At 55.2% G+C, this 18,814-nt stretch carries 20 protein-coding genes; 3 read left to right on the top strand and 17 right to left on the bottom strand.

Going from position 1 to position 18,814, the window contains the following annotated elements; all coding sequences use genetic code 11:
• Nucleotides 1–221 precede the first annotated feature (221 nt).
• The 11 genes from panC to ccoN all read right to left on the bottom strand — a co-directional run bounded on the left by panC (nucleotide 222) and on the right by ccoN (nucleotide 11,159).
• Complete coding sequence (gene panC, locus AUP42_RS10805; protein ID WP_062951617.1) at nucleotides 222–1,091, bottom strand: pantoate--beta-alanine ligase; 870 nt, start codon at nucleotides 1,089–1,091, stop codon at nucleotides 222–224.
• Between the two features lie 40 nt (nucleotides 1,092–1,131).
• The gene (gene panB, locus AUP42_RS10800) at nucleotides 1,132–1,980 is read right to left on the bottom strand and encodes a 3-methyl-2-oxobutanoate hydroxymethyltransferase (protein ID WP_062951616.1); all 849 of its coding nucleotides are present in this window, start codon (nucleotides 1,978–1,980) and stop codon (nucleotides 1,132–1,134) included.
• 214 nt (nucleotides 1,981–2,194) lie between these two features.
• On the bottom strand, nucleotides 2,195–2,893 hold the full coding sequence (locus AUP42_RS10795) for a cyclic nucleotide-binding domain-containing protein (protein ID WP_062951615.1): 699 nt from the start codon (nucleotides 2,891–2,893) through the stop codon (nucleotides 2,195–2,197).
• A gap of 92 nt (nucleotides 2,894–2,985) precedes the next feature.
• Entirely contained in the window at nucleotides 2,986–3,162 is a 177-nt protein-coding gene (ccoS, locus tag AUP42_RS10790) for a cbb3-type cytochrome oxidase assembly protein CcoS (RefSeq protein WP_062951614.1), read from the bottom strand.
• On the bottom strand, nucleotides 3,159–5,543 hold the full coding sequence (locus AUP42_RS10785; protein WP_062951613.1) for a copper-translocating P-type ATPase: 2,385 nt from the start codon (nucleotides 5,541–5,543) through the stop codon (nucleotides 3,159–3,161). The genes ccoS and AUP42_RS10785 overlap by 4 nt, the downstream gene beginning before the upstream one ends.
• A 44-nt stretch (nucleotides 5,544–5,587) precedes the next feature.
• Complete coding sequence (locus AUP42_RS10780) at nucleotides 5,588–6,106, bottom strand: FixH family protein (protein ID WP_062951612.1); 519 nt, start codon at nucleotides 6,104–6,106, stop codon at nucleotides 5,588–5,590.
• 59 nt (nucleotides 6,107–6,165) lie between these two features.
• Nucleotides 6,166–7,662, bottom strand: a complete 1,497-nt coding sequence (gene ccoG, locus AUP42_RS10775) for a cytochrome c oxidase accessory protein CcoG (RefSeq protein ID WP_062951611.1) — start codon at nucleotides 7,660–7,662, stop codon at nucleotides 6,166–6,168.
• A gap of 231 nt (nucleotides 7,663–7,893) precedes the next feature.
• A complete protein-coding gene (gene ccoP / locus AUP42_RS10770) occupies nucleotides 7,894–8,766 on the bottom strand; it encodes a cytochrome-c oxidase, cbb3-type subunit III (protein ID WP_062951610.1) in 873 nt (290 codons plus the stop codon).
• A 15-nt stretch (nucleotides 8,767–8,781) separates the two neighbouring features.
• The gene (locus tag AUP42_RS21195) at nucleotides 8,782–8,943 is read right to left on the bottom strand and encodes a cbb3-type cytochrome c oxidase subunit 3 (protein ID WP_082824732.1); all 162 of its coding nucleotides are present in this window, start codon (nucleotides 8,941–8,943) and stop codon (nucleotides 8,782–8,784) included.
• A gap of 16 nt (nucleotides 8,944–8,959) precedes the next feature.
• Complete coding sequence (gene ccoO, locus AUP42_RS10765; protein WP_062951609.1) at nucleotides 8,960–9,688, bottom strand: cytochrome-c oxidase, cbb3-type subunit II; 729 nt, start codon at nucleotides 9,686–9,688, stop codon at nucleotides 8,960–8,962.
• A 13-nt stretch (nucleotides 9,689–9,701) separates the two neighbouring features.
• Nucleotides 9,702–11,159: a cytochrome-c oxidase, cbb3-type subunit I gene (ccoN, locus tag AUP42_RS10760; protein WP_062951674.1), complete on the bottom strand. Its 1,458-nt coding sequence runs from the start codon at nucleotides 11,157–11,159 to the stop codon at nucleotides 9,702–9,704.
• A gap of 474 nt (nucleotides 11,160–11,633) precedes the next feature.
• Here ccoN and AUP42_RS10755 point away from each other — a divergent pair, with 474 nt between their 5' ends.
• The 3 genes from AUP42_RS10755 to AUP42_RS10745 all read left to right on the top strand — a co-directional run bounded on the left by AUP42_RS10755 (nucleotide 11,634) and on the right by AUP42_RS10745 (nucleotide 14,294).
• On the top strand, nucleotides 11,634–12,077 hold the full coding sequence (locus AUP42_RS10755; protein ID WP_231858239.1) for a hypothetical protein: 444 nt from the start codon (nucleotides 11,634–11,636) through the stop codon (nucleotides 12,075–12,077).
• Nucleotides 12,078–12,127: 50 nt separating this feature from the next.
• Nucleotides 12,128–12,973, top strand: a complete 846-nt coding sequence (gene dapF, locus AUP42_RS10750; protein WP_062951608.1) for a diaminopimelate epimerase — start codon at nucleotides 12,128–12,130, stop codon at nucleotides 12,971–12,973.
• A 127-nt stretch (nucleotides 12,974–13,100) separates the two neighbouring features.
• Nucleotides 13,101–14,294, top strand: coding sequence for a phosphoglycerate kinase (locus tag AUP42_RS10745; RefSeq protein WP_062951607.1), 1,194 nt, complete (start codon nucleotides 13,101–13,103; stop codon nucleotides 14,292–14,294).
• 54 nt (nucleotides 14,295–14,348) lie between these two features.
• Here AUP42_RS10745 and AUP42_RS10740 read toward each other — a convergent pair whose 3' ends face one another.
• The 6 genes from AUP42_RS10740 to AUP42_RS10715 all read right to left on the bottom strand — a co-directional run bounded on the left by AUP42_RS10740 (nucleotide 14,349) and on the right by AUP42_RS10715 (nucleotide 18,801).
• On the bottom strand, nucleotides 14,349–15,323 hold the full coding sequence (locus AUP42_RS10740) for a phytoene/squalene synthase family protein (protein WP_062951606.1): 975 nt from the start codon (nucleotides 15,321–15,323) through the stop codon (nucleotides 14,349–14,351).
• 110 nt (nucleotides 15,324–15,433) lie between these two features.
• A complete protein-coding gene (locus AUP42_RS10735) occupies nucleotides 15,434–16,111 on the bottom strand; it encodes a hypothetical protein (protein ID WP_156484598.1) in 678 nt (225 codons plus the stop codon).
• Nucleotides 16,112–16,194: 83 nt separating this feature from the next.
• Nucleotides 16,195–17,031 carry an alpha/beta fold hydrolase gene (locus AUP42_RS10730; RefSeq protein ID WP_062951604.1) on the bottom strand — a complete coding sequence of 279 codons (837 nt, stop codon included), beginning with the start codon at nucleotides 17,029–17,031 and terminating at the stop codon, nucleotides 16,195–16,197.
• 44 nt (nucleotides 17,032–17,075) lie between these two features.
• Nucleotides 17,076–17,882 (bottom strand): methyltransferase domain-containing protein, encoded by an 807-nt coding sequence (locus AUP42_RS10725; RefSeq protein WP_062951672.1) that lies wholly within the window; start codon nucleotides 17,880–17,882, stop codon nucleotides 17,076–17,078.
• Nucleotides 17,883–17,947: 65 nt separating this feature from the next.
• A complete protein-coding gene (locus tag AUP42_RS10720) occupies nucleotides 17,948–18,139 on the bottom strand; it encodes a hypothetical protein (protein ID WP_062951603.1) in 192 nt (63 codons plus the stop codon).
• Between the two features lie 86 nt (nucleotides 18,140–18,225).
• The gene (locus tag AUP42_RS10715) at nucleotides 18,226–18,801 is read right to left on the bottom strand and encodes an RNA pyrophosphohydrolase (RefSeq protein WP_082824731.1); all 576 of its coding nucleotides are present in this window, start codon (nucleotides 18,799–18,801) and stop codon (nucleotides 18,226–18,228) included.
• Nucleotides 18,802–18,814 lie beyond the last annotated feature (13 nt).

Raw genomic sequence — 18,814 nt, 5'->3', positions numbered from 1 at the left:
TCTGTGTTTCCGGTGTTTCCACCGTGTGCGCACAAAAAACTAAAACCCAGTGCTCGACAACTCGAGGACTGGGGGAGTCACCCCTTGGGCGACCTTTGTTGCGCAGGGTTTATGCGATAGGGGGTGGAGAGTCAAGCGCAATCAGGCGCAAAAGCGCGATGTTCTGCGCTTTTGATACCGCTTTCACCGCAATCGGCGATTCGTCCCGGCCAAGCCACTGTTTAACTCACGATATGGGCTGGTTCGATGGCGTGATTGTCAATCAGGCGGGCCTTGCCAAGATGGGCGGCGACAAAGACGCGGTTGGGACCTGTGACGCGTTCGGTGACCAGTTCAAGCGTATTGGCATCCCGGATTTCAAGGTAATCGATCGCGCTGAAACCCGCGCGCAGGATGTCTTCGCGTCCCCTGGCCAGAAGCGGGCCGATTTCCGCACCGGATACCGCGGCTTTAACGATTTCGCTTAGAACCCGGTTAAGGGTCGGAGCAACAGCACGTTCATCTGGGGTGAGGTAACGGTTGCGCGATGACATTGCCAGTCCGTCTTCCTCACGCAGGATCGGTGCACCGATGATTTCGACCGGTATGTTCAGGTCGGTGCTGAAACGCCGGATGACCATCAGTTGCTGATAGTCTTTCTGGCCGAATATCGCGCTATCGGGCAAGGCTTGCAGCAAAAGTTTGGTTACGATCTGGGCGACGCCGTCAAAATGGCCGGGCCGGGCGGCACCGCACAGCACGTTGGTCAGGGATCCGTCAACGCTGACACGGGTGGCAAAGCCATCGGGATACATTTCTTCGACCGAGGGGGCAAAGCACAGCTCCACCCCGGCAGCATCAAGCATCTTCTGGTCATCGGGCAAGGTGCGCGGATAGGCACCGAAATCCTCGTTGGGGCCAAACTGCGTCGGATTGACGAAAATGCTGACAACAACACGATCAGCGTGATTGCGGATATGCTCCGTCAGGCTGATATGCCCGGCATGAAGGGCCCCCATTGTGGGAACCAGTCCGACGCGCAAACCTTCTGCGCGCCATTGGGCAATAACCGCGCGCAGTTCTGCAACGCTGTGAACGGTTTTAAGCGTCATTGTCGTGTTGTCGATCGTCTGTTGGGCGTATGCGGTGCTGCTATTTTACAGCGCGCAATTTGCCGGGTTTGGTTACGCCAAAGCAATGATCATCGGTCGGAAACTGACGTGTCCGGACTTCGGTGGCGTAGCTTTCAACCGCCTTGGAAATCTGATCGCCGAGATTGGCATAGCGTTTGACAAATTTCGGGGTGAAATCGGAAAACATTCCGAGGATATCTTCGGTCACCAATACCTGTCCGTCGCAGGCGACAGATGCGCCAATGCCGATGGTTGGAATATCGATTTCCGTGGTGATGCGTCGTGCCACGGCTTCGACAGTGCCTTCGACAACAACCGAAAATGCACCGGCTTGGGCAACGGCTTTTGCATCGGCAAGCACCTTGGCAGCAGCGTCGTCACCACGGCCCTGACTTTTGAAGCCGCCCATGGTGTTGACCTGCTGGGGCATCAGGCCGATATGGGCCATGACGGGAATACCGCGCTGGCTCAGAAACGCGATGGTGTCGGCCAGCTCGGCGCCACCTTCAAGTTTCACACCTGCGCAACCGGTTTCGGCCAGAATGCGTGATGCGGTGCGGAACGCCTGTTTCTTGGATTCCTGATAGCTTCCGAATGGCAGATCAACGATCACACAGGCGTTCGAGCTGCCGCGCATGACAGCCTTGCCGTGGTTGATCATCATGTCGACGGTGACGGCAAGGGTGCTTTCCATGCCGTAAACAACCATGCCCAATGAATCACCGACCAGAAGAAGGTCGCAGTGTTCATCCAGGCGTTGTGCCATCGGCGTGGTATAGGCCGTAAGGCAGACAACCGGTTCTGCACCCTTGCGGGCACGAATTTCAGGAACCGTGATGCGGCCCTGTTTTCTTGTGGTGGCACTCATGACGTTTCTCCCCCGGTATAACCGGATTTGGCTGCCCGATCTGTGTCAGGCGTGCCGTCATGTTTACAATATGATGACCATTTGCGGGAACTGTTTTTTCGCAATCGCGAAACAGGCTTTTGGTCGAATAGCCTTTAACAGGACAGGTTCCCGTTATTGCAGTTGCAGGATATTCAGTCCATTTCGCGATTTGTTGTGCATTTGCACAACGCAATCACAAACCTTCGGCAAGGTCTTCGAGCATATCAATGCCGACCGCTTCGATATGACGGTTATCCCTTAGCGTAATCGTCGCTTCCTTGCGCAACTGCGTCAGGGTTCGTGACACCGTTTCAATGGTCAGGCCAAGATAATCGGCGATGTCGGAACGGCTCATCGGGACCTGGATCGTGTCACTTTCCTCGCCGCGATGTTCCTGACGGCGGGCCAGCATCAGAAGGAAGGATGCGACTTTTTCCTTGGCGGTCTTGCGACCGAGCAGCAGCATCTGGTCCTGTGCGGCGGCCAGTTCGTCAACCGCCATGCCCAGCATGCGTTTTTCAAGACGCGGGAATTCGTCAAACAGCTTTTCAAGCTTCTCACGCGGGAAGCGGCAGGCGGTTACCGGCTCGATTGCTTCGGCGGTGTAGCTGTATGTGGTGTTCAGCGCCAGACCAAGAAAATCACCGGGGAAAAGGAAACCGGTGATCTGTCGGCGGCCATCACCCAGAAGTTTGTAAAGCTTTACCGAACCCGATGTGACGTTGAAAACGTAATCGGCATCTTCGGCTTCATGGAAAATCGTGCTGTGCGGATCAAACTGAACATGAGTCAGCATCTGGCGCAGACGGTCATGCTCCGTACCCTGCAAAGAAGAGCAGAAGGTCAAGTCCTTGATTCCGCAGGCCTCACAAAGCTGGGAACGCACAGACATGGCAAACTCCGGAGCTACATTTATTAAGGTGTTGAATTGGAATTAATCTATTCGATCAGATAGGGGCAGTTCAAGCGATACTAACGTTTCATTCAGTTGTTTTTCGTATGGCTGTCCTGCGGTTCCTGATCGTCGTCATCAAAAAGGATGCGATTGGCGGCCCCTTCCATATCATCGAACTGCCCGGATTTAAGCGACCACAGAAATGCCGCCAGCCCGAGAAGTCCCAGAAACAGGGCGATTGGTATCAGAAGTAATAGGTTGCTCATACTGACGGAGCTCCTGCCTCTTGGGCACGTACGGCGAGGGGTGCGCGATCTTCGATTGCCGGTTTGTCACTTCCTGATCGCAGGCGCAATGCGTTGGCAATTACAATCAAAGATGATGAAGACATCGCAATGGCGGCCACCAGTGGGGTGACCATACCCGAAACCGCCAATGGAATCGTAATCATGTTATAGCCAAACGAAAGCATGAAATTCTGCCGCACAAGCCGGTCGGATTTTTTTGCAACATCGATGGCCTCTATCACGGCTGAAAGACGATCCCCCTGAAACACGATGTTGGCGACGTTCTGGCTGATTTCGGCGGCACTGGCTGGTGACATGGATGCGTGGGCCGCGGCAAGTGCCGGCGCATCATTAATGCCGTCACCGACCATAAGGTCGCATTTTCCGTCTTCTGCGCGGCGGGCGATTTCGTTTGCCTTGTCCGCCGGAGATAGTTGTGCCTTCCAGTCGCGGATGCCAAGCGTTTCGGCAAGCTGCGATACCGTCACCGGCCGATCCCCCGACATAAGGGCGATATCAAATCCGCGTGCAGACAGCGTTTCGATAACCTGTTCGGCATCATGGCGCGGGGCATCGCGGAAAACAAATCGGACGGCTGCCCGTCCCGGTTCCTGTAACCATATTTCGGGGCCCGCAACGTGGCTGGAAAGGTCAGCATTTTCAGCAATGCCGCAAAATGCACGGCTTCCCAGCCGAACCACGCCACCGGGCAATTCCGCAGACAATCCCTGCCCTGGATGTTCGGAGACGTTGGCGATTGGTGTTACATTTCCGGCGGCCCGAACCAGGGCACGGGATAGTGGATGGGTGCTATTGGCGGCGATGGAAGCCGCAAGTTCAAGCGACCCTTCATTTTCGGTATTGCTTATTAATTCGGGCTTGCCGGTGGTTAATGTACCGGTTTTATCAAAAATGACACCGCGAATGCTGGTCAGTCTTTCCAGTGCGGTGGCCGATTTGACAAGAATCCCTGCACGCAACAGCCGCCCGGTTGCAATCACCTGAACGACCGGCACAGCGAGCGCCAGCGCGCAGGGGCAAGTGATGATCAGAACGGCAATCGCATTCATCAGGGCATCCTGCCAGCCAATCCCGCCAATCAGCCACCAACCCAGAAATGTCGTGCCTGAAAGAATATGGACCACGGGGGCATAGGATTTTGCCACCCTGTCGGCAAGGGCCACATATTTGGCACGTCCCTGTTCGGCATTTTCCATCAACCGGACAATTTCCGCCAAAAGCGTGGTTTGACCGGTTGCGGTAACACGTATGCGCAAGGGGGCTGAAATATTGGTTGTTCCGGCAAAAACGGTCGCGCCCGGTTTGGCAATGCCGGGGATGCTTTCACCCGTGATCAGGCTGGTGTCGATATCCGACTGCCCGTCGAGGATTTCACCATCAATGCCGATCCGTTCACCTGCGGCCACCATAACAATCATGCCCGGCTTTGCCTTGTCCGGCGCAATCAGTCGGCGGGTGCCATCGTCATCCAGGACCGTGACCGACCGGGCATTTAGCGACAGCAGATGTTCGGCCGCCGATCGGGCCTGACCGCGAGCACGGTTGTCAAGATAACGACCGACCAGCAGGAAGAACAGAAGTGTTATCGCCGAATCAAAATAGGCATGAGGGCCGCCCCGCATGGTTTCGGCCAAGCTCATGCCAAGGGCAAGAATAACGCCGAGGCTGATCGGGACATCCATATTGACCCGGCGATTGCGCATTGCGCCCCATGCGGATCGATAAAACGGGATACCGGCATAGGCCGCCGCCGGAAGGGCAATCAGGGCCGATATCCAATGGAAAAGATCGCGGGTTGCCCCGCCCATGCCCTGAAAATACCCAGCCCAGACGGACACCGAAAGCAGCATGACATTGCCTGCGGCAAATCCGGCAACTGCCAGACAGCGGAGCAATTCGCTGTTGCGGGCCTGGGTCGCCTGTTCGAGCGCTGCGGGATCAAACGGAATCAGCCGGTATCCCATTTGCAGAACCGGTTTAACCAGCTCATCGACATCGGCAATGTCGCCGTTCCATGCCATCCTTAGGCGGCGGGTGGTCATGTTGACGCGCGCATGCAGGACGGACGGATTTTTTTGCAAAAGGGTTTCGATCAGCCAGACACAGGCAGCACAATGAATGCCGTCTACCATCAGGTTCAGATGATGAATGCCTTTGTCGTCGGTACTGGCAAGGTCGGTGAAATTAATCGCTGCGATTTCATCCGTATCGGGGCGCAAAGGTCTGGTTTTTGGATCAATGCTTCGACGGCTGTAATAAGATTTCAGCCCAAGATCACCCAGAAGCGCGAACGCACCTGCACAGCCCCGACAGCAGAAATCGGGTCCCGCCGGTGACATGGATGTCACCGGATCTCCACAATGGTGACAGGTGTTCGGGGTTGTCATGGTTTTACAAGAACGGTCTCGACGGTTTGGTAATCATCACCAAGAGCGCGTGCAACGGTCCGGATTTCCCAGCGTCCATAAACCGGGAAGGCGGCACTGGCACGATATTCCCCCGGGGCGATTTCGGCCAGCCGGACAGTCTGGTCAAGGTCATCACGATCCGAACGGCGCAGAACGATTTCCATTTCTGCACCGCTGATCGGTTGGAAATCACGATCCCGGAACAGGACAGTAACCGTCGCGGACTGATTGATCAGGCCATCAACGGACAGTTTGCTGCGCCATCCCAGTTCTGCCTGGCGTTGCGCGCCTGACATTGCGGCATTGTAATTATTGCCTTCTTCAAAGGCGTGTTTGGTGACAAGGCCATTCCAGCTGGTCATTGAAAACGTGATCAGCGAGATATTGGCAATCAGCATGATCGCGAAACCACCGACGAAATACCACGGGATCAGACGATCCGATTTGCGCGGGCCGGTGCCAGAAGCCTGTGATGTTGTGGTCTGGATCGTCATAATCTTTATCTCCTGCCCGGTGGCACGTGATCGGCGGCCGGATCATCAGGCCGGTCCGGTTATTTCGGACCGGCAAATACCGTATCATAAGTTTCGCGAACATTATCCTCCGGATCTGTCACGCTGAACTCGAAGGGTGTTGATTCACTGCTTAATGTTTCCGGATTTGCCGCAACAAAGACGCGGAAACTGCCGACACGATCAGGTGCGACATCCAGACTGAATGTGCCGTCCTGGTTCGGTGTCAGACCGATCACCTGAAAATCGCTGGCATCAAGGCCTTCGATCTGAAGGATATAGGTTTTCTCAGCCTGTTCCTTGTTCAGGACTTTCAGCGTATAGCCGTTTCTGACGTCGCCATCTGACAACGTGACAAAGATCGGGTTACGGTCACGCAGGACGTTGACCTCAAGCGTTGTGCGGTTCAGAAGCCCAAAAGCCATTACCGAGGCAACAAGCACGAGAATGACCGAATAGAAAATCGTGCGCGGGCGGACGATGCGGATTTTGGTTGCCTTGCCATGGGCACGAAGCTGGCTGTTTTGCACGGAATCGAACCGCACCAGATCGCGCGGGAAGCCGACTTTGTCCATCATCTCGTTGCAGGCATCAATGCACAGGCCACAGCCGATACATTCCATCTGCAATCCGTCACGGATATCGATCCCCGTTGGGCACACGTTAAAGCAGGCATAGCAATCAATGCAGTGACCGACTTCCGGGACTTCGCCGCGGACAAGGTTTTTACGCTTGATCGGACCACGCGGTTCGCCGCGCCAGCCTTCATAGGTGACGATCATCGACTCGTCATCAAGCATCGCCGACTGGAAACGCGGCCACGGGCACATATAGGTGCAAACCTGTTCGCGCGCCCACCCAGCCAGCAGATAGGTCGAAAAAGTCAGGAACGCGATGGTGACATAAACGCCCAGTGACGCTTCGCCGGTAAAGATATCAACCATTACCGTGGGGGCATCGTTGAAATACAGCACGAAGGCACCACCGGTTGCGGCGGCAATCACCAGCCATGAAAGATGGGTTGCGCCAATTTTCCAGATTTTTTCGAATGTCCAGGGCGATTTGTCCAGACGCATGCGGGCATTGCGGTCCCCCTGAATATGGCGTTCGACAAGCATGAAAAGATCGGTCCACACCGTTTGCGGGCAGCCATAACCGCACCAGATGCGACCAAACAGGGATGTCGCCAGAAAAAGACCGATTGCCGCCAGGATCAGAAGGCCGGTGATGTAATAGACTTCCTGCGGCCAGATTTCGATAAAGAAGAAATAGGCGCGTCCCATATCCATATCGATCAGAACCGCCTGATCCGGCGCCGATGCGCCACGATCCCAGCGCAGCCAAGGCACGATCCAGTAAATCGCAAGCAGGGTAATCAGGGCGAACCATTTCAGGTTACGGAAATACCCCGACACCCGTTTCGGATAGACCTTGTCGCGGGTTTTATATAAGGGCTGGTCACGATCATCTTCCGGCAGCGTGTCATTTTGCGGGACGGGATGTGCGGGATCGGGCTGTTGCAAATGGGGCATGGCCATTGTCGCTACCTGACTGTTGTGCCGCATCGCCGATAACTGCTCTCTTGTGGTTTTGGGCCACCAGTCACCGGCACATCACGCGACATTGGCATGCGGCATGCCAAGCCGGATTAGGATTATTCAAATTGCAGTGCCAACATACGAAAAACCCGCCGCACCCCACCATGATACAAATCAATTTTTGATCAGATCACAGTGCAGAAAGGTGCGGCGGGCAGAAGATTTTAAAGGTTACTGACCGCCACCAAGCGAGTGGACGTAAACCGTCAGCATTTTGATGGTTTCTTCGTCAAGACGACCACCCCAAGCCGGCATCACGCCACCGCGTGAATTGTTTACGGTTTCGGTGATGTTGGCAGCATCGCCGCCATACAGCCAGATTGCATCGGTCAGGTTGGGCGCGCCCAGTTCCTGAACACCCTTGGCGTCTTCGCCGTGGCAGGAAGCGCAGTTATCGGCGAACACTTCGGCTCCGCGATTGGCCGATGCCTTGTCGGTCTCGCGACCGGTAAAGGCCAGGACATACTGAACGACATCATTGATGTCTTCGCGTTCAAGTATCTCGTCACGACCAAAGGCGGGCATATCGTTGAAACGGGTGTCTTCATTTGCATCCCAGCGGACACCGACATGCAGCGTTTCATTGATGGTTTCAAGCGAACCACCCCACAGCCAGTCATCATCCTGCAAGGATGGGAAGCCCGGATTGCCCGAACCGCCCGTGCCGTGACACGGTGCGCAGTTCTCGGCAAATACCGCCTTGCCGCCTGCCATCGAGAAATTCAGCAATTCGCTGTCATTGACGATTTCATCAAGATCCAGTGCTGCCAGACGCTCCATATAGGGGGCGCGTTCGGCGGCAACATTGGCCATGGTTTCGTGCAGCTGTGTACGGTTGGTGGTTTCAAACATACCGGTGAGGTAGCTTGTTGCGGTTGGCCAGGACGGATAAACCACCCAATAGCCGACCGACCAGATGATTGTGGCCCAGAAGACATACACCCACCAGGAAGGCAGCGGTGTGTTCAGCTCCTTGATGCCATCCCATTCATGACCGGTGGTTTCGTGGCCAGAAACCTGGTCTTTTTCGACATGTGTCGACATAGCTCGGTTCTCCCCCTAATCCTGATCCCGAAGCGGAATCCGGGCATGCGCATCCATATCTTCGCGGCGTTTCTTGCTGGGCCACATGACCCACGCAATGATCGATCCGAAAAGCAGCATCAGCCACAGACCCCACAAGGGGCGGAAAAAGTCAGCGAGTTGCGTAAAGAATTCCATGACGTTCCCCTTCGCCTTAGCGCAGGTTCAGCTGCGGGTTGTAACTGGTGAAATCAACCATCCGGCCCAAGACCTGCAGATACGCGACAAGCGCATCCATTTCGGTCAGTTTTGCCGGATTGCCATCAAAGTCACCGGTTGCCGCATTCGGATAGCGTGCAAGGAGTTCTTCGTAATCCTCGTCCGCCATTGCCTGCAGATACAGGTCAGCCTTGGCATTCTCGATCTGCTCGTCGGTGTAAGGAACACCGACCATTTTCAGCGTTTCAAGGTGTGCCTGGGCGTCATCGAACTTCAATTCGCGTTCCGCCAGGAACGGGTAGCCCGGCATGATCGATTCCGGCACGACCGCGCGCGGATCAATCAGGTGGGCAACATGCCAGTCGTTGGAATATTTGCCACCAACACGGGCAAGATCCGGGCCGGTACGTTTCGATCCCCACTGGAACGGATGGTCGTACATCGATTCCGCGGCAAGGCTGTAATGGCCATAACGTTCGACTTCGTCACGGAACGGGCGAATCTGCTGAGAATGGCAGTTATAGCAGCCTTCGCGGAGATAGATGTTACGTCCCGCCTGTTCGAGCGGTGAATAGGGACGTACTCCTTCTACCTTCTCGATGGTCTGTTCCATCGTGAACAAGGGCACGATTTCAACAATACCACCGATGATGATGGTCAGGAAGATCCCGAGGACGAGAACAAAGACGTTCTTTTCAACAATATGGTGTTTTTTCAGAAGCATTTTCCCATCCCCCTTATTCGGCGGCCACGGTGGCAGGTGTGCCGATCGGTGCTTCGCGACGCAGATCACCCCTGATCGTCTTGTAGACGTTCCAGACCATGATCAGCGACCCCAGCACGAACAGCAGACCGCCCGTTGCACGAATGATGTAGTAGGGGTGCATGGCTTCAACGGTTTCGATGAAGGAATACTGCAGGAAGCCCAGATCGTCATAGGCACGCCACATCAGACCCTGCATGATCCCCGATACCCACATCGACGTGATGTAAAGAACGATACCGATGGTGCCGAGCCAGAAGTGATGGGCAACCAGACGCATTGAATACAGGCGTTCACGGTGCCACAGGACCGGGATCAGGTGATAGATCGCGCCAAACGACACGAATGCCACCCAGCCAAGTGCGCCGGAATGAACGTGACCAATGGTCCAGTCGGTATAGTGCGACAGGCCGTTGACTGCCTTGATCGACATGACCGGACCTTCGAAGGTCGACATGCCATAGAAACCGACAGCCGCCACCATGAAACGCAGGACCGGGTCGGTGCGCAGTTTGTCCCATGCACCCGAAAGCGTCATCAGGCCGTTGATCATCCCACCCCAGGACGGCATCCACAGCATGATCGAGAAAGTCATGCCAAGGGTCTGCGCCCAATCCGGAAGTGCGGTATAGTGCAGGTGGTGCGGACCAGCCCAGATGTAAAGGAAGATCAGCGCCCAGAAGTGGATGATCGACAGGCGATAGGAATAGACCGGACGTTCAGCACGCTTCGGAATGAAATAATACATCATGCCGAGGAAGCCTGCCGTCAGGAAGAAGCCCACCGCGTTGTGGCCATACCACCACTGCGTCAGCGCATCCTGAACACCCGAGAACATCGAGTAGGATTTGGCACCCGTGAACGAAACCGGTATCGCCAGGTTGTTGCCCAGATGCAGCATCGCAATCGTGACAATGAAGGCCAGATAGAACCAGTTCGCCACATAGATATGCGGTTCCGTACGTTTAAGCAGCGTACCGACGAAAACGGCAAGATACGCAACCCAGACCACGGTCAGCCAGATATCGACGAACCATTCCGGTTCAGCATATTCACGGCCCTGGGTAACCCCCGTGACATAGCCGATTGCGGCCATCACGATGAACAGTTGGTAGCCCCAGAAAACAAACGACGGAAGCGCCTTGCCACCATAAAGTGACGTGCGGCAGGTTCGTTGCACCACATAGAATGACGTCGCCAGAAGGGCGTTGCCGCCAAAGGCAAAAATCACTGCCGATGTATGCAGCGGGCGCAGACGTCCGAAGTTCAGGAATTCGTTATCAAAGTTAAGCGCCGGAAACGCGAGCTGCCAGGCAATTAAATCGCCCGCCAGAAATCCGACGACGCCCCAAAATACAGTCGCCAGTGCGCCCCAGCGCACAACGTCCATATTATAATCAACAGCAACTGGCGTTGATGCTGTCTGTGCCATGCTCCCCTGGCTCATGCTTGACTCCCGTTCAAGGTGTTCGGGTGAGTTGTCCCCAATCCGATCGGTCAACTCCATCAGTCCCGGCGGTGACCGGGTGCGACACATGCCATCCCCTTGCCACCTGCACCAAAAGCCCCACCGCTGCGGTGATGCGCTATTTGCGGCATCACATGCAAAACGGACGAGGCTTTTGAATGTCTGATGATTATGCGGGCAGGAGCCGCCGACGCCATTGATCCACGTCAATATCGGCGTGCAAAAGCTCCGTGTCTTTCAATCTTCAGGCAAAGCTCACCCGAGTTGCGGGACAATTGATTGCTAAGTGTGTTTATGCGCGTTCGGGTCTGCAAAGGTGTTGATACAGGTCAAGGTGGCCCCGAATTCTTTGCGGCATGATCGTCAAAATTCCCGGGAAGAGCAGCAATCATGTCAACAACCTATCAGGCACGGCCCTTAACACATCACACGGCGGATATGACCTTTCCGCTCGTGCAGATGATGCAAACCGGCCTTACGGTGGAACGCTGGCGCGAGTTTGTTGCCGAATTCTGTACGGATCGCGGCAACAGCGTAATCGGTGCCGGATGCGACGATATTCTGTGGCAGCGCCCGCGCGGCATCATCGTGATTGCCAATGAGCGGGGGTATATCCATGGTCTGTTTTCCTATCAGGTGCGTGACGACATTGCCGAGGGCCTTGTCCTGCATGTCGACAACATCATGGCGGTCGAAATCGTTTCCAGGCCCTATGTGCTTGATGCGATGCGCAATGCGATGAACCGTCTGGGTCGTGAACATCATTGTGCGGCGGTTCATGTTTCGGTCGGCGAAATGGAAGAACGCCTGCGCGATTATTTCAGCGGAGCCGGCTTTGTGCCGCGCAAAATCCGTTACTGCGCACCGGCAGCACAGCATTGATCGCATTGAGTTTGGTGGACGGCATCCGCTGACACCGTTATAAGGCGGTTATGAACGGTATTCCTTTTGTCAAAATGCATGGTCTGGGAAATGATTTCGTTGTCTTTGACGGACGACGCGATCCCGCCGTGCTTGATCTTGATAACGCGACCGCGGCCCGTATTGCCGATCGCAAGACCGGAGTCGGTTGCGACCAGTTGATCGTGATCGAACCGGCGCGAGACGAGCTTGCAGATGCCTTCATGCGCATTCGCAATAATGACGGCGGCGAGGTCGAGGCCTGCGGCAATGCCACGCGCTGTGTGGCAAACATTGTCATGGGTGAACTTGGCCGCAAGGATGTCATTATTGAAACCGTTGTCGGTTTGCTTGATGCCAATGGACTGGCCGATGGTCGTGTCACCGTTGATATGGGGCAGGTCAGGCTGGACTGGCGCGATATTCCGCTGGGGCAGGCGGTGGATACCAACCATATTCCGTTGTCTCTGGGCGGCCTGTCGGATGCGGTCGGTGTTAATGTTGGCAATCCGCACGCTGTGTTCTTTGTCGATTATGTCGAGTCGATTGATATCGAAAAGTTTGGTCCCGTCCTTGAACATCACGAGATGTTCCCCGAACGCGCGAATATCGAGGTATGCAGCATCATCGGCGAAAACCGGATTCGCATGCGGGTCTGGGAACGCGGTGTCGGTGTGACGCGCGCATGTGGCACGGGTGCCTGTGCTGCCGGTGTTGCGGCTGCGCGCCGTGGTTTGACGGGCCGGAAAACTGAAATCATTCTGGATGGCGGTCCGCTGACCATCGAATGGCTGCCCGATGATCATGTCCTGATGACCGGGCCGGTTGCGACCAGCTTCTCGGGTTTTTTGCACGGATCCCTTCTGGGACAGCATTGATTGGATTTATGGTGCCGACCCCGCGGGCAACATGACGGGTCGGTGTCGTTATGAACGGGTTCTCCGTTCACCCCATGTCGGGACGCCCCCTCCCGTCTTTTGTTAAACTCAAAAGCAGGTTCAGATAATGGCTGACTTCAATACGCTTGACGGTGTCAATGTCGCTGGCAAGCGCGTTTTGCTGCGCGCTGATCTTAACGTTCCGATGAAAGATGGCGTTGTGGGCGATACCACCCGCATCGAACGCACGGTTCCGGGGCTGATCGAACTGACGGATGCCGGTGCGAAACTGGTTGTGATTACCCATTTTGGCCGCCCCAAGGGCGAACGCGTTGCCGAAATGTCGCTTAAGCCGGTTGCTGATGCTCTTGCCAAACAGCTTGGTCGTCCGGTGAAATTTGCCGATGACTGCATTGGTGTAGCGGCGGCAGACGTGGTGAACAGCCTTAAGGACGGCGAAATCGCGGTTCTGGAAAACCTTCGCTATCACGCGGCAGAAGAAAAGAATGATCCGGCCTTTGTTGCCGAACTGGCAAAGCTTGGCGATATTTACGTCAATGATGCCTTTTCCTGCGCGCACCGTGCGCACGCCTCGACCGAGGGACTGGCGCGCAAGCTTCCGGCCTATGCCGGTCGTCTGATGCAGGCCGAACTCGAAGCGCTTGGCAATGCGCTTGAAGCACCGAAACATCCGGTGATGGCAATCGTTGGCGGTGCCAAGATTTCAACCAAGCTGGACCTTCTGGGCAATCTGGTTGCCAAGGTTGATCAGCTGGTCATTGGCGGTGGCATGGCCAATACCTTCCTTGCGGCTAAGGGTGTCAATGTTGGCAAGTCGCTGTGCGAGCATGACCTTCTGGAAACCGCGCGCGAAATCTTTGCCAAGGCCGAAGCCGCCAATTGTGAAATCGTTCTGCCGGTTGATGGTCTGGTCGCCAAGGAATTTAAAGCGCATGCCGATCACACGGTTTCCGACATCAATAATGTCGAAGCCGATGGCATGATCCTTGATGCCGGGCCGAAAACCATTGTCGATCTGAACAAACGCCTTGAGACTTGCGAAACGCTGGTCTGGAACGGTCCGCTGGGGGCGTTTGAAATCGCACCGTTCGATACGGCGACGGTTTCCGTTGCACAGCAGGCGGCAAAACTGACCAAAGCCGGTAAACTTTTGTCGGTTGCGGGTGGTGGGGATACGGTTGCGGCCCTTCGTCATGCCGATGCCGATCAGGATTTCTCCTATGTCTCGACGGCGGGCGGTGCCTTCCTCGAATGGCTTGAAGGCAAAGAGCTGCCGGGGGTTGCTGCCCTGCGTGGCTGATCCGCAATCTGCCGATTCTTAAATGCAAAGCCCCGCCGATTGGCGGGGCTTTTGTTATCCGGGCAGGCTGTTGTTTGCTGTTTGGGCGATGATTGTATCGCGATCTTTCAGGAAGGCTGCGTAACCATTATCCATCATTGCACTGGCCAGTTCGATATAGACGGCAAACAGGCGTGACAGGGTATCGGTTTCTTCCGGGTCAAGGATCGCCAGAAGTTCAGCCGACCGGGCCTGTCCGGTTTCAAAATGTTCCCACGCGCGTTCCAGAAGGATGGTGCCCAACCGATCCAGATCATCATATTTCTTCTGCCCGATGGCATTTCGGATTTCGCCAAGCGTGATATCGGCGGCAATCAGGATTTCGGCGGGTATCGTCACCAACCTGTCAGGGCCTTTGATATCGTCTGGCAGGTCACGCAGGATATGCACCACATAGCAGAAAATCGCCATGTCGCGCGCATGATAAAGCGGTGGGTTGGTCAGGGGGGATGTATATCCGATCTCGTTATCGAATCGTGCCGAAAGCAGATAGACAAAAATCGATGCTGGGGCCGCCGTTGCCCCCTCGCAATAGGCAATGAAATCGTCCCATTCATCCATCGGGTCTTCGGCAACATCGCGGCGCAATGCATCGGCCAGATCAACCCACGGATCAACTTCCAGGTCGCTGCGTCCCAGTGTCAGACGCAGGGCATCAAAAACCCGCTGGTTGAGCGGGCCGCTTTCGGGATGTGGATTGTCGTTATCCTTCTTGGCGGCTTCGATTTGTTGCTGCCACTGGTCAATCGCGATCAGGGTATCTTCGCGGGCATAGTCCCGTTCATGATCGGTCAGTTCAAGGAACCCGTCATCGACGATATCATCAATCACCCGCATCGACGCATAGGCGGCCAGAAAGAAACGTTGCCGTTCCGGACCAAGGCGCATGGCCGCACGATACAGATTGGCATTTTTGGCCGCAGCAAGGTCGTTGCAGGCGGAAAAGACGTCGGCATTCGGCCCGTCTATCGGTGCTGGCGTGGTGGTCATGCTTCGCGTCGTCTTTCCCTAATGAGTCCTGACCCTACGAGTCATACAGCCTCGTTCGGGCTGACAAAAGGGTAATTGAGCATCGCGTGCAGGATTGGTTCAAAGCGGGCTCAGAATTCCAGACGATAACCCGCCGTCAGGCCAAGCATTGCATCGAACCGGTCGGGTTCTGCTGCATTGGGGCCTGATGAAAGGTCGCTGGTTACACGGCCGTGCAATCCGATCCAGATATCCTGAAACGGCATGTAGGACAGGCTTGCCGCAATGCCTGCATCATCTGTTCCCGCAGGATTGCTTGAAAAGTTCTGACTGTAAACGCCACCGGGACGATGCGTTGGTGTCACATCGTAATCATTGCCCGACCCGATGCTGGCACTTTGTCCAATCGGGCCATTCAATTCGAAAACCGGGCCGAAGGCAAAGCCAAGATCGGGACGTGGCGCAAAACCGATTCCAATCTGGGCGGCAATACCGTTGCTTGATGTTGGTTGGCTGTCCATTTCAAGCCAGAAAAGGGACTGGTCACCCTCGGAATCGCCCAGCACGATCCCCCGATTGCCTCGCGTGGAAAAATAGTTGCGCATGCCACCCGGGGATGCGGGCGGTAAAATACCGGGAACCAGCGAATTGGGGGAGCCATCGATTTGGGGCAAGCCAATCGTTACACCGGTTTCATCTGGCGTGGAAGTTAGTGTCGACTGTGCTTGGGCCGTTTGCGAAAACCCGCTTGCCATCACAGCAATTGCAAGGCTTGCAATCGGCCACATTATTGGACGTGATACATTCATGCCTCGTATCCCGACAGCCTGATCCCAGTTGATGCACATCCCCTTGTGCGAACAAATACTGGATGTTTCCGGTCCCGGCTTTATCAGTCGGTGAGGAACGCCTTGATGGCTTTTATCTGTTCCTCGTCATTCAAGTGGGGTGCGTGACCACAATTTGCCACTATTAAAACCGGCATTTCCGGTTTTTGTTCCCGCATTTTTTTTACGATAGCGGGCGGGATCAGATCAGATTTCGCACCACTGATCAGCATTACGGGGCATGGAAGGGCGTTGAATTGATCCCAGGCATCAAAGGAATCAATATGTTCGGCAAAAACGCGCATCACTTCGGGATCGTAATGCATCATGAAATTTCCGTTGGGCATGCGCCGGACGGAACGCGCAGAAATAAATGACCATGTGGCTTCGTCAGTGATCCCGAACGGCGCATAGACCAGTTTGACGATTTCCTCGACATCATGAATTGTTTCGAACTCGGGCGTTGTGCCGACATATGACTTGATGCGGGCAACGGCGGTCGGATCAAGTTCCGGGCCGATATCGTTTAAAACCAGCTTTTCGATCCATCCGGCAGCTTCGGCTGTAACGGCAAGCCCGATCAGCCCGCCCATCGACGTGCCGATCCATTTGCAGCTTGAAATTTTGAAATATTCAAGCATTTCAAACGTCTGTGCGACGTAGAAAGGCAGGGTATATTCGCTGTCGGGATTCCTGGCCCACCCGGAAAGCCCGCGTCCGATCATGGATGGGCACAGGACGAAATAGGAATCGGTGAAATGCGGGGCTACATGATCGAAATCATCGGCCAGCCGCGCCAGACCGTGGCTCATGACAAGGGCCGGTTTATCCGGTGTGCCCCATGTCCGGACATGAACTTCATAACCGCAGCAGGGAATAAAATGATCACGAAAGGCGGGCATGGATTGCTCCTTCGGATGCCCGCCAATAAAACGGCGTGTCGGACTTAGGCGTCGCGTTTGCGGGCAATCATGAATAACCGGTTGAACGGAAACAGGGTGATGCCATCTTCACGCGGGGGATAGACCTGTTTCAAGCGGGTTTTGTATTTTTCGCAAAATGCGGCGCGCGCATCATCGTCGGGCAGGGCGGCCAGAACCGGCCGCAAGGCGGTTGACGAGGTCCAGTCAAACACCGGGTCTTCACCATGCAAGACATGGCAATACTGGGTCTGCCAAAGATCAATGGCATCACAGTCCGGGGAAAGAACATCGAAATAGTCGCCTGGCCGCATGATCCGGATTTGCTGGGTTGCTTCGGCAACGGCATCGCGCCATTCAATTCCGGCTTCGCCAATCAGCTGATGACTGGGGGCCAGGAAATTGTTCGGCACCTGAATGGCCAACAAGCCGCCGGGTCGTAAAAATCGTGTCAGCCGCGGGAACAGTTTTGCATGTTCGGGAACCCATTGCAGGGCGGCATTGGAAAACAGGATATCGATTGGCTCGTCAGGCTCCCATTGCGCGATATCAGCCTGTTGCCATTCTATATTTTCACCGCGTGTGCTGGCGGTTTCGAGCATTTCCGATGATGAATCAATCCCGACAATACGGACATCGGGATTTTCTGGTGTCCGATACGCCTGATCTAGCAATGCGGTGATTGAACCCGGTCCGCAGCCAAGGTCGACAATGTGACGCGGTACAAAGCCATCTGCCGGCTTGGGCAGGCGGGCGATCAAATCTTTGGCCGGGCGGCGGCGTTCATCGCCAAACAGGCCGTAGCGAACGGGATCCCAGTGTGTATTGGTCATACCCTGATCCATACCGCGCATGGTCCTGAAAGAAAACCTTTAAGGCGATGCGAACCGTTTCGGCGTTACTTATGGGAGTCCTTTTCCTGCTGGTCATAATGTCCCTTGATCAACTGGAACATGAACAGCACCGCCCCGATGAACAGTGCCAGACCAACAAAATACGAGTAGCCGTCAAGCGAACCCGAGGCATAGAACAGGCCAAAAAGACCTACCACGATCGTCAGAACACCGAAGATCAAGCGATCTGCACCCATCTTAGAACTCCTCTAAACTTCTGATGTATCTTGATTTTCTGCAATCTAGCGCTTTGCGCGCAGTGATCAAGAAATAACGTGGCGTCTTATGCCGTCCCCGAATTTCGAATTCTTTGAGGTACATCACGAAAGATTTCGACCAGTTGCAAATAAACCGGTCTTTTGAACGGCACGATCAGATCGGGCAAAGTTCCGAAATCGGTCCAGCGCCACGCGTCGAATTCGGGATGAGGCACATCGATTTTGATATGTTTTTCCTTGCCGGTAAAGCGCATGGCGAACCATTTCTGTTTCTGGCCACGATATTTGCCTCCAAATGCCTTGCCGATCAGATGGTCGGGCAGGTCATAGGTGAGCCAGTCGGGGGTTTCGGCAATGATGTCTGCCCTGTCGGTTCCGATTTCCTCGGACAGCTCGCGCCGTGCGGCCTGTTCTGCGGTTTCGCCGTCGTCGATGCCGCCCTGCGGCAATTGCCATGCTCCTTCAAATCCGATCCGGTTGCCGATCCAGACCTGTCCGTCATCATTGAACAGCGCAATCCCGACGCATGGACGATAAGGTAAATCTTCCGCTGTCAGGCCAGCTCCGCCGGTACTTTCGATCGGCTGATCCTTGTCCGGCTTGGCAGCTTTCTTCGACTTGCTACCTGATTTCTTGGCCATTTTTACCCCCTGT

The organism is Thalassospira lucentensis, assembly GCF_001613805.1.
Taxonomy (GTDB): domain Bacteria; phylum Pseudomonadota; class Alphaproteobacteria; order Rhodospirillales; family Thalassospiraceae; genus Thalassospira; species Thalassospira lucentensis_A.
Note: the sequence above shows the minus strand (reverse complement) of the source record. Positions and strands in the feature narration are given on the sequence as shown.

Excerpts from the sequence above, each read along its gene's own strand:
- panC (WP_062951617.1), bottom strand. The coding sequence starts at position 1,091 with ATGACGCTTAAAACCGTTCACAGCGTTGCAGAACTGCGCGCGGTTATT.
- panB (WP_062951616.1), bottom strand. The coding sequence starts at position 1,980 with ATGAGTGCCACCACAAGAAAACAGGGCCGCATCACGGTTCCTGAAATT.
- AUP42_RS10795 (WP_062951615.1), bottom strand. The coding sequence starts at position 2,893 with ATGTCTGTGCGTTCCCAGCTTTGTGAGGCCTGCGGAATCAAGGACTTG.
- ccoS (WP_062951614.1), bottom strand. The coding sequence starts at position 3,162 with ATGAGCAACCTATTACTTCTGATACCAATCGCCCTGTTTCTGGGACTT.
- AUP42_RS10785 (WP_062951613.1), bottom strand. The coding sequence starts at position 5,543 with ATGTCACCGGCGGGACCCGATTTCTGCTGTCGGGGCTGTGCAGGTGCG.
- AUP42_RS10780 (WP_062951612.1), bottom strand. The coding sequence starts at position 6,106 with ATGACGATCCAGACCACAACATCACAGGCTTCTGGCACCGGCCCGCGC.
- ccoG (WP_062951611.1), bottom strand. The coding sequence starts at position 7,662 with ATGGCCATGCCCCATTTGCAACAGCCCGATCCCGCACATCCCGTCCCG.
- ccoP (WP_062951610.1), bottom strand. The coding sequence starts at position 8,766 with ATGTCGACACATGTCGAAAAAGACCAGGTTTCTGGCCACGAAACCACC.
- AUP42_RS21195 (WP_082824732.1), bottom strand. The coding sequence starts at position 8,943 with ATGGAATTCTTTACGCAACTCGCTGACTTTTTCCGCCCCTTGTGGGGT.
- ccoO (WP_062951609.1), bottom strand. The coding sequence starts at position 9,688 with ATGCTTCTGAAAAAACACCATATTGTTGAAAAGAACGTCTTTGTTCTC.
- ccoN (WP_062951674.1), bottom strand. The coding sequence starts at position 11,159 with ATGGCACAGACAGCATCAACGCCAGTTGCTGTTGATTATAATATGGAC.
- AUP42_RS10755 (WP_231858239.1), top strand. The coding sequence starts at position 11,634 with ATGACCTTTCCGCTCGTGCAGATGATGCAAACCGGCCTTACGGTGGAA.
- dapF (WP_062951608.1), top strand. The coding sequence starts at position 12,128 with ATGAACGGTATTCCTTTTGTCAAAATGCATGGTCTGGGAAATGATTTC.
- AUP42_RS10745 (WP_062951607.1), top strand. The coding sequence starts at position 13,101 with ATGGCTGACTTCAATACGCTTGACGGTGTCAATGTCGCTGGCAAGCGC.
- AUP42_RS10740 (WP_062951606.1), bottom strand. The coding sequence starts at position 15,323 with ATGACCACCACGCCAGCACCGATAGACGGGCCGAATGCCGACGTCTTT.
- AUP42_RS10735 (WP_156484598.1), bottom strand. The coding sequence starts at position 16,111 with ATGAATGTATCACGTCCAATAATGTGGCCGATTGCAAGCCTTGCAATT.
- AUP42_RS10730 (WP_062951604.1), bottom strand. The coding sequence starts at position 17,031 with ATGCCCGCCTTTCGTGATCATTTTATTCCCTGCTGCGGTTATGAAGTT.
- AUP42_RS10725 (WP_062951672.1), bottom strand. The coding sequence starts at position 17,882 with ATGACCAATACACACTGGGATCCCGTTCGCTACGGCCTGTTTGGCGAT.
- AUP42_RS10720 (WP_062951603.1), bottom strand. The coding sequence starts at position 18,139 with ATGGGTGCAGATCGCTTGATCTTCGGTGTTCTGACGATCGTGGTAGGT.
- AUP42_RS10715 (WP_082824731.1), bottom strand. The coding sequence starts at position 18,801 with ATGGCCAAGAAATCAGGTAGCAAGTCGAAGAAAGCTGCCAAGCCGGAC.